Origin of the sequence: Roseivirga sp. UBA1976 (genome assembly GCF_002336325.1) — a bacterium.
GTDB lineage: Bacteria > Bacteroidota > Bacteroidia > Cytophagales > Cyclobacteriaceae > Roseivirga > Roseivirga thermotolerans.
Genome location: NZ_DDDQ01000028.1, coordinates 42,363 through 50,418, shown reverse-complemented (window position 1 = coordinate 50,418; position 8,056 = coordinate 42,363). Strand labels below are relative to the sequence as shown.

The 8,056-nt window shown below is 43.3% G+C and carries 11 protein-coding genes; 10 read left to right on the top strand and 1 reads right to left on the bottom strand.

Features of this window, described 5'->3' with window-relative positions:
* Positions 1-102: 102 nt before the first annotated feature.
* The 3 genes from B3763_RS19025 to B3763_RS02625 all read left to right on the top strand — a co-directional run bounded on the left by B3763_RS19025 (position 103) and on the right by B3763_RS02625 (position 1,743).
* Positions 103-390, top strand: coding sequence for a GIY-YIG nuclease family protein (locus B3763_RS19025; RefSeq protein WP_414707113.1), 288 nt, complete (start codon positions 103-105; stop codon positions 388-390).
* 100 nt (positions 391-490) lie between these two features.
* A complete protein-coding gene (locus B3763_RS02630; RefSeq protein ID WP_286743385.1) occupies positions 491-787 on the top strand; it encodes a GIY-YIG nuclease family protein in 297 nt (98 codons plus the stop codon).
* 119 nt (positions 788-906) lie between these two features.
* A complete protein-coding gene (locus tag B3763_RS02625) occupies positions 907-1,743 on the top strand; it encodes a toxin-antitoxin system YwqK family antitoxin (RefSeq protein WP_286743383.1) in 837 nt (278 codons plus the stop codon).
* Here the strand turns inward: B3763_RS02625 and B3763_RS02620 are convergent.
* Positions 1,740-2,084 carry a YraN family protein gene (locus tag B3763_RS02620; RefSeq protein ID WP_189628960.1) on the bottom strand — a complete coding sequence of 115 codons (345 nt, stop codon included), beginning with the start codon at positions 2,082-2,084 and terminating at the stop codon, positions 1,740-1,742. The genes B3763_RS02625 and B3763_RS02620 overlap by 4 nt on opposite strands.
* Before the next feature lie 71 nt (positions 2,085-2,155).
* Here B3763_RS02620 and pgi point away from each other — a divergent pair, with 71 nt between their 5' ends.
* The 7 genes from pgi to B3763_RS02585 are packed head-to-tail and all read left to right on the top strand — an operon-like array spanning position 2,156 to position 8,045.
* Positions 2,156-3,811, top strand: a complete 1,656-nt coding sequence (gene pgi / locus B3763_RS02615) for a glucose-6-phosphate isomerase (protein WP_286743381.1) — start codon at positions 2,156-2,158, stop codon at positions 3,809-3,811.
* On the top strand, positions 3,808-4,794 hold the full coding sequence (locus B3763_RS02610) for a type I phosphomannose isomerase catalytic subunit (protein WP_286743378.1): 987 nt from the start codon (positions 3,808-3,810) through the stop codon (positions 4,792-4,794). The genes pgi and B3763_RS02610 overlap by 4 nt, the downstream gene beginning before the upstream one ends.
* A gap of 32 nt (positions 4,795-4,826) precedes the next feature.
* Entirely contained in the window at positions 4,827-4,997 is a 171-nt protein-coding gene (locus tag B3763_RS02605; RefSeq protein WP_189628963.1) for a hypothetical protein, read from the top strand.
* A 35-nt stretch (positions 4,998-5,032) separates the two neighbouring features.
* The gene (lipB, locus tag B3763_RS02600) at positions 5,033-5,758 is read left to right on the top strand and encodes a lipoyl(octanoyl) transferase LipB (protein WP_286743373.1); all 726 of its coding nucleotides are present in this window, start codon (positions 5,033-5,035) and stop codon (positions 5,756-5,758) included.
* The gene (locus B3763_RS02595; RefSeq protein WP_286743371.1) at positions 5,755-6,876 is read left to right on the top strand and encodes a glycoside hydrolase family 113; all 1,122 of its coding nucleotides are present in this window, start codon (positions 5,755-5,757) and stop codon (positions 6,874-6,876) included. Before lipB ends, B3763_RS02595 begins: the two co-directional genes overlap by 4 nt.
* A gap of 19 nt (positions 6,877-6,895) precedes the next feature.
* A complete protein-coding gene (locus B3763_RS02590) occupies positions 6,896-7,294 on the top strand; it encodes a hypothetical protein (protein WP_286743368.1) in 399 nt (132 codons plus the stop codon).
* Positions 7,295-7,328: 34 nt separating this feature from the next.
* On the top strand, positions 7,329-8,045 hold the full coding sequence (locus B3763_RS02585) for a 3'-5' exonuclease (protein ID WP_286743365.1): 717 nt from the start codon (positions 7,329-7,331) through the stop codon (positions 8,043-8,045).
* The last annotated feature ends 11 nt before the right edge of the window (positions 8,046-8,056 follow it).

The following is an 8,056-nucleotide window of genomic DNA, read 5'->3' as shown; positions in this document are numbered from 1 at the left end:
TGGTTAGAGCATCTGACTGTTAATCAGAGGGTCCTTGGTTCGAGCCCAAGAGGAGGAGCGCAAAGAGTAGGGCTGGCAAATTTGCCGGCCTTTTTCGTTTACATGAAACACACCACCTACATACTGTATTCTCCTGGAATAGACCGATACTATATTGGCTACACCTCATCATTTTCAGACCGACTGAGTTTTCATAACGATGGTGCCCGGAACAAGATATGGACAAAGCGAGGTATTCCCTGGGAGGTTTATCTGACTGTTGAAGGACTGGAAAAGTCAACGGCCCGCAAGCTAGAGCTGCACCTGAAAAAGATGAAATCGAGAAACTATTTAAAGGAGCTAAAGCAAAACCCGAAGAAGCTGGAAGAGCTTCTGTTAAAGTTGAGTTAGAGCTTCTGATCCCGATTTATCGGGAAGGGTCCTTGGTTCGAGCCCAAGAGGAGGAGCTAAAAGAGTAAGGCTGGCAAATTTGCCGGCCTTTTTCGTTTACATGAAACACACCACCTACATACTGTATTCTCCTGCAATAGACCGATACTATATTGGCTACACCTCATCATTTTCAGACCGACTGAGTTTTCATAACGATGGTGCCCGGAACAAAATATGGACAAAGCGAGGTATTCCCTGGGAGGTTTATCTGACTGTTGAAGGACTGGAAAAGTCAATGGCCCGCAAGCTAGAGCTGCACCTGAAAAAGATGAAATCGAGGAACTATTTAAAGGAGCTAAAGCAAAACCCGAAGAAGCTGGAAGAGCTTCTGTTAAAGTTGAGTTCGGGCTTCTGATCCCGATTTATCGGGAAGGGTCCTTGGTTCGAGCCCATGCCAACGAGTGTTCCCCCTTGGCTTTTGCCTGATTTCGAATATTATACTAGAGCAAAACCGATAATCGTTATCTTCACGTCATGCTAAAGAAGCTATTGCTTTTAGGTTTAATTGCTGCTGTTTCGGCTTGCGGGGGGATCAATCAGGTGTTGGCTCCGGCTAAAGAGGAGGTAGATCCAGATAAGCCCAATATTACTTTGGAAGATGAAAAGTCCGCTAGGGAAGACTCCATTCCCGATGCTGAACTTAAAGTGAAGAAGAACTTCTTCTTTGGAGAGAAAACAAAAAAGGCATTTACCGCCTATCGCGACCGAAACACAGAGGACTACAGGCTATTCAATGTACTACCAGAACCTATACAGGTCGATCGTTATGTTCAGGAAATCTTCTATCACAACACTGAGAGAGACGCAGTTACCAAAGTGCAAGGTAGAGGCCAAACGCTGGCGCGGGTATTGCACGGTCCTTATGAACGGCTTGTGAATGACGTGGTGGTAGAGAAAGGCCAGTTTATTTATGGAATGAAACATGGCACTTGGCTTTATCAGAGAAAAGACTCAACCCTTTATGACAAAGAACACTATGTAAAAGGGTGGCTTAGAGATGCCAAGATCACCTATTATGATGAAGACACCAAAACCAAAGTCAAAGAGGTAATTCCTTATCAATACGGAAAAAAGGAAGGGTTCTATTATCTGTTTTTTGAGAGTGGAAATATAGCCGTTAAAGGGCAATATGTGTTCGATCAAAAGGTGGGTGTCTGGGAAGAGTTCCACAATATACCAGGGGTAGTGGTTCAGAAACGTCAAATCCAATATCCATCCAACTTCTACGACTGGGATTTTGAGCCCTACATTATGAGAGAATGGAACAGAAATTCTCAGACCGTATACGTTTCGCCCAAGATCAGGCCTTAATAGAATGCGTCTTTAAGATGTTCAATATCTGTGGTCTCTTTGTTGATAAGTACGGCTACAATATCGAAGCGAATGTCTCCCTTCCAGGCATGCTCAATTACATAATTTTCGGCAGCTCTGATAATGGCTTTTTGCTGGTTTTGAGAAACAAATTCTTCGGGAAAACCAAATTCAACCGATCGTCTGGTTTTAACTTCAACAAAAACCAAAAGATTATCTTTCCGGCAGATCACATCAATTTCTGACTTTTTATGCCTGAAATTTCGCACAACAATTTCATAGCCATGGCTTTGTAGAAAGCTGCAGGCTAAATCTTCTCCTTTTTTGCCAAACGTTTGCATGGATAAGACATTCGTGGAACTTAATTTAGGTAAATATTTGAACTAACTTCATCGCTCAAACCTGTGAAACCATGCTTGAGAATATAAACCCAACTACAACTTCAGCCTGGCAAAAGCTTTCGGAACATGCTCAGGAAATGAAAGAGGTCCACATGAAAGAACTCTTCCGGGCCGATCGTAATCGTTTTGAAAGGTTTTCTTACAGACTCGGAGATATTTATATAGACTATTCAAAGAACCTGTTAACAGAAAAAACACTTCAGTTACTTCTGGAATTGGCAGAAGAGTGCAAGGTTAGAGAGGCTGCTCAAGCCATGTTTAAGGGGGAGAAAATCAATGTTACGGAAGACCGGTCAGTACTCCATATTGCACTCAGAAACCGCAGCAACCGCCCCATAAAAGTAGCTGACACCGATGTAATGCCGGAAGTTAATGCGGCATTAGAAAAGATGCGTCTGTTTGCAGATAAAATAACAGGGGGCAAGTGGTTGGGCTATACGGGCAAGCCTATTAAGAACATTGTAAATATTGGTATTGGAGGGTCTGATTTGGGGCCAGTTATGGTTACAGAGGCCCTAAAACCCTATGCTACCTTTGGCATCAAACCCTACTTTGTTTCAAATGTAGATGGAACCCACCTTGCCGAAGTGTTGAAGCAGGTAGAGGCAGAAGAAACTCTTTTTATGATTGCCTCCAAAACCTTTACTACTCAAGAAACAATGACTAACGCCCAGTCGGCCAAAGACTGGTTTATTGCACAAGGAGGAAGTGCTTCTGACGTGGCCAAGCACTTTGTGGCTCTTTCTACCAATGCCGGTGCTGTAGCCGACTTTGGTATTGATACCCAAAATATGTTTGAGTTTTGGGACTGGGTAGGTGGCCGTTACTCGCTTTGGTCTTCCATTGGCCTTTCTATAGCATGCACTATTGGTTTCCGAAACTTTGAAGAGCTACTGAGCGGTGCACACTCCATGGACGAACACTTTTTAAATGCATCGCCAAGCGCGAATATTCCGCTGATTCTGGCGCTGATTGGAATTTGGTATGGTAATTTTTTCGGGAGCGAGTCTGAAGCCATTCTCCCCTATGACCAGTACATGCATCGGTTTGCGGCTTACTTTCAGCAAGGCAATATGGAGAGCAACGGCAAGTCGGTTGATCGAAATGGAAATAAAGTTAGCTACCAAACAGGCCCCATTGTTTGGGGAGAACCTGGAACCAACGGTCAGCATGCCTTTTACCAACTCATTCACCAAGGCACTAAGTTAATCCCTTGCGATTTTCTGGCTCCGGTCGTGAGCCATAACCCAATTGGAGACCATCATTTAAAACTGCTTTCCAACTTTTTTGCTCAAACTGAGGCCCTCATGAATGGCAAGTCTTTGCAAGAAGTAGAAGCAGAACTAAAAGCTCAGGGCAAAACACCAAAAGAAATAGAACAGCTTGCCCCTTTTAAAGTCTTTGAGGGGAACAAGCCCACCAACAGTATTCTTTATAAAAAACTTACTCCGTTCGTTTTAGGAAGTCTCATTGCTATGTACGAACATAAGATTTTTGTGCAGGGTGTAATCTGGAACATCTATAGTTTCGACCAATGGGGGGTAGAGTTAGGCAAGGTGTTGGCCAAAAAAATTCTACCCGAGCTTAAGTCACATAGGCAGGTCAACAGCCACGATTCATCGACCAACGGTTTAATTAATGTCTTCAAAAGCTATAGAAATTCATGAGCAAGAGATACCTGTACCCATTAAAATTTGAAACCATTTTTAAAGAGAAAATTTGGGGTGGAACAAAAATAAGGGATGTTCTGGGTAAGGATTTTTCTCCACTGAAAAACTGCGGTGAGACCTGGGAAATCTCAGGAGTGAAAGGTAATCTATCCAAAGTAGCCGAAGGAGTGTTGGCCGGAAGCACCTTGCCGGAGTTGATTGAGGAGTTTAAAGGCGATTTGGTGGGAGACAAGGTGTATGAAGCTTTTGGTAATGAATTTCCATTACTGGTCAAATTTATCGATGCCGCACAAGATCTGTCCATTCAGGTACACCCCGATGACAAGCTGGCCAAAGAGCGCCACAACTCATTAGGTAAGTCAGAAATGTGGTATGTTTTTCAGGCCGATCCCGGGTCAAGCCTTATAAGTGGCTTTAAGAGAGAAACCAACCGCGAAGAGTATTTGCAATACCTGAACAGTGGCAAACTCACCGAGTTATTAAACCGGGAACAGGTGCACCCTGGAGATTGTTTCTACCTGCCCGCAGGCAGGGTGCATACCATAGGAAAAGGGCTTTTGTTGGCCGAAATACAACAATCTTCAGACATTACCTACCGTATATATGACTTCGATCGAGTAGACGATGAAGGGAACAAAAGAGAATTACATACCGAGCAAGCCCTCGATGCCCTCGATTACAACGCCTACTCAGATTACAAAACTCCATATAAGAAGCGCCTCAATGAGGTAGTTCCACTGGTCGATTCCCAGTACTTTCAAACCAATTTATTGGAGTTTACAACCGGTATAATTCGTGAGCATTATGAGCGCGATTCCTTTGTTATTTACACCTGTTTTGAGGGTGAGGCTGAATTGCAGACAGAGGGGTTAACTACAAATATTTGTATGGGAGATGCAGTTTTATTGCCACGAAAGTTCAAAGAAGTGCATATTAGGGCCAAATCGGGTTTCAAAATGTTGGAAACTTTCATGGCTTAGTCTATTTTTGGAACATGGCTGGTAAGAAGAATATGAAAAAGTTCTCGGCCACGTTCCTTAATTTGAAAGACAATAGCGTGGTCAAGACAGAGTTTCTTGCGCGAAATCAAACTTCTGCCCTGAGGAAAGCCAACAGACAAGTGACGAAAAACGTTCGTGTATTATCTGTAGAGCTTATTGGAGAGGGACAGAATGAGGCCTAAATTAGCGTGCATATGTGGCCGATGACGCGTGAATCATGAGTATTCTTCAGAATAAGAGAGTTGAGGTAATTAACCTGGGTAAGGAAGATTACCAAAAAGTATGGGATTATCAGGAGTCGATCTTTAAACAAACTATTGATCGCAAAATTGCTAATCGCAAGCAGGAAGACTATACCCTTTTGCTACCTACAGAAAACTATCTCATATTCTGTGAGCATCCTCATGTATACACTCTAGGGAAAAGTGGTTCGTTGGATAATCTGCTTCTTGATGAAGCAGGGTTGAGAGAACATCATGCCCAATTTTATAAGATTAACAGAGGCGGTGATATCACATATCACGGTCCGGGGCAGCTTGTTGCCTATCCGATTCTGGATTTAGAAAATTTCTTTACCGATATCCACAAGTATTTAAGGTTTTTAGAAGAAGCTGTAATTCTTACTATGGCCGATTTTGGCATTAGTGCCGGACGAATAGACGGGCTTACCGGAGTATGGGTAGATTTTGAAGAAGGGGCAGAAAACCCCAGGAAGATTTGTGCCATGGGAGTAAAGTCGAGCCGCTGGGTAACAATGCACGGACTAGCCCTTAACGTAAATACCGATCTCTCCTACTTCGGCCATATCATACCCTGCGGCATAGACGACAAGGCAGTAACCTCAATGCAGGCTGAGATTGGACAGGAGGTAGATATAGCTGAAGTTCAGAACAGTCTCCAAAACCACATTATAGCCACTTTTGGTATGGAGCTTGGGCAATGAGAACCAATCGAACATACCTCTTAGTGCTTACGCTACTTTTCACTTTGATGGTATGCGGAATAGCTCTGCAAAAAAAGAAATCCACCACCCCGCACATTGCCACCGCAGATAAGCACAGGGGAGTTTGTTGGGTTGCAGGCCCCTATCCAATCGATTCGGCCAGCATAGCAGAATTGGTGCAAAACAATGTGAACTGGATTTCTCAAACACCATTTGGCTGGCAGCGAGAGCACAACTCTCCGGATATTGGAACACAGATTGGAAGTCAAACCGGTTGGTGGGGAGAAAGAGACGAAGGCCTTAGGCAAACCACCCGACTGGCCAGGGAGCAGGGCATTAAGACTATACTCAAACCTCATATTTGGCTTCGCGATAGCCAGGGCAAGTGGCGTGGTGAAATAAGCATGCAGTCAGAAGAAGACTGGCAGAAGTGGTTTGCTAATTACGAGCAATTTATTTTGCACTACGCTCAATTGGCCCAGGAAGAAGGCATAGAAATGTTGTGTATTGGCACAGAACTGCACAGAACCTGTGTAGAACGGGAAAATGATTGGCGACAGCTGATCGAAAAGATTAGAAACGTTTATACAGGAGAGCTTACCTATGCTGCCAATTTTGCCGATGAATATCAAGACGTGGCCTTTTGGGATTTGTTGGATTATATTGGCGTGCAAGGATACTTTCCTGTAGCACAAAACGAAAACCCCACCATTCAGGAAGTGGAAGAAGGATGGCAAAAGCACCTCTCTCAACTAAAGGCTGTTTCTGTAAAGTATCAGAAGCCAATTCTCTTTACGGAGATTGGGTATAAGAGCACCAAAGATGCTGGCATTGAGCCTTGGCAGTGGCCACAACGGATGCCTTTTGAAAATAGAGAAGCCATACATTCTGAAGAAGCCCAGGCCAACTTATATACAGGAATGTTTCGTGCTCTAATGGATCAACCCTTTATAGCAGGTTTTCACCTTTGGAAATGGTACCCTAAAGTGTCTCAATTGGAAGAGCGCAGCCGAAGCAGACGTAATCCTGACGATAGTCGCTTCAACATTGATTTTACTCCCCAACATAAAAAGGCCCAGCAAGTGATGAAACACTTTTATGGGCAGATGAACCAATAGCCTTTACTATTTTTGTGGCATGCGCAAAGACATAAAAATGCCTGAGGTTACAGGAGTAAAGGTTTGTATAGCCAAGGCGGTGAACAATTTAGGTGAGAGCGAATGGCACGTATACCTTATTAACCAAAACCTAATAGAGCTGAACAACGTGATGGTGGTTTCTAAGGGTTTTGAGTCAAAGTCGGCAGATGCACGCAAAACCTCTACTCTCAGACACATGATTGAAAAAGTTCAAGAGCAATCGGTAGCCAAAATAGAAAGCATTTCTCCTGAAGTATTTGGCTTTTTCAATGAGTTTTGGGTTAGTTACTATATCATGAATCAGGTGTTCGATAAGAAATTCGTGATTCAGCCCTTTCATGAATTTGATCTAGAGCAAATTCAAGAGTTAGATCTGCCAGGTAAATACGCCACTTGATATTGCCTCGATTATTTCTAAATTAATCGACTCTATGAAGGTTAATGATCTTAAACACATACTTTTTCTGGATATTGAAACCGTAGCCGAGAAGGCTTCTTTCCATGATTTAGACCAGAGAAAACAAGAGCTTTGGGCAAAAAAGTCTTCTTTTTTTCGTGAGGCAGAACACCACAGCCCTGAAGAACTTTATAACAAGGCCGGTATATATGCCGAATTTGGAAAGGTTGTGGTTATTTCGGTTGGTTACTTCTCGCAACTAGAGCCACAACCGGAGTTTCGGATTACCGCTTTTGCCGATCACGATGAAAAGAAAGTGTTACAGCAAATGGCCGATTTACTCAACGGCCATTTCAATCACAAAGAAACCAGGCTTTGTGCTCATAACGGCAAGGAGTTCGATTTTCCCTACATGGCCAGGCGTATGCTCATTCATGGTATAGCCTTGCCCAATGCATTGCAACTATCAGGTAAAAAGCCTTGGGAAATAAACCATCTGGATACCCTGGAGCTGTGGAAGTTTGGAGACTACAAGCACTTCACCTCACTCGACCTTCTGGCTGCTATATTTGAAATAGAAAGCAGCAAAGACGATATTGACGGTAGTCAGGTAAACGAAGTTTACTACAAAGCCAGCGACTTAGAGCGTATTACAGAATATTGCAAACGCGATGTTTCAGTGCTTGTGCAAGTCTTTCTAAAGCTCAATCAGTTGCCGCTACTCAAAGAAGAAAATATCATTATGGTTTAAGTACGGTAACA

What these genes read in the sequence shown, in the direction of transcription:
- B3763_RS19025 (WP_414707113.1), top strand. Translation starts at nt 103, where the DNA reads ATGAAACACACCACCTACATACTGTATTCTCCTGGAATAGACCGATAC.
- B3763_RS02595 (WP_286743371.1), top strand. Translation starts at nt 5,755, where the DNA reads ATGAGAACCAATCGAACATACCTCTTAGTGCTTACGCTACTTTTCACT.
- lipB (WP_286743373.1), top strand. Translation starts at nt 5,033, where the DNA reads ATGAGTATTCTTCAGAATAAGAGAGTTGAGGTAATTAACCTGGGTAAG.
- B3763_RS02630 (WP_286743385.1), top strand. Translation starts at nt 491, where the DNA reads ATGAAACACACCACCTACATACTGTATTCTCCTGCAATAGACCGATAC.
- B3763_RS02610 (WP_286743378.1), top strand. Translation starts at nt 3,808, where the DNA reads ATGAGCAAGAGATACCTGTACCCATTAAAATTTGAAACCATTTTTAAA.
- B3763_RS02620 (WP_189628960.1), bottom strand. Translation starts at nt 2,084, where the DNA reads ATGCAAACGTTTGGCAAAAAAGGAGAAGATTTAGCCTGCAGCTTTCTA.
- B3763_RS02605 (WP_189628963.1), top strand. Translation starts at nt 4,827, where the DNA reads ATGAAAAAGTTCTCGGCCACGTTCCTTAATTTGAAAGACAATAGCGTG.
- B3763_RS02625 (WP_286743383.1), top strand. Translation starts at nt 907, where the DNA reads ATGCTAAAGAAGCTATTGCTTTTAGGTTTAATTGCTGCTGTTTCGGCT.
- B3763_RS02590 (WP_286743368.1), top strand. Translation starts at nt 6,896, where the DNA reads ATGCGCAAAGACATAAAAATGCCTGAGGTTACAGGAGTAAAGGTTTGT.
- B3763_RS02585 (WP_286743365.1), top strand. Translation starts at nt 7,329, where the DNA reads ATGAAGGTTAATGATCTTAAACACATACTTTTTCTGGATATTGAAACC.
- pgi (WP_286743381.1), top strand. Translation starts at nt 2,156, where the DNA reads ATGCTTGAGAATATAAACCCAACTACAACTTCAGCCTGGCAAAAGCTT.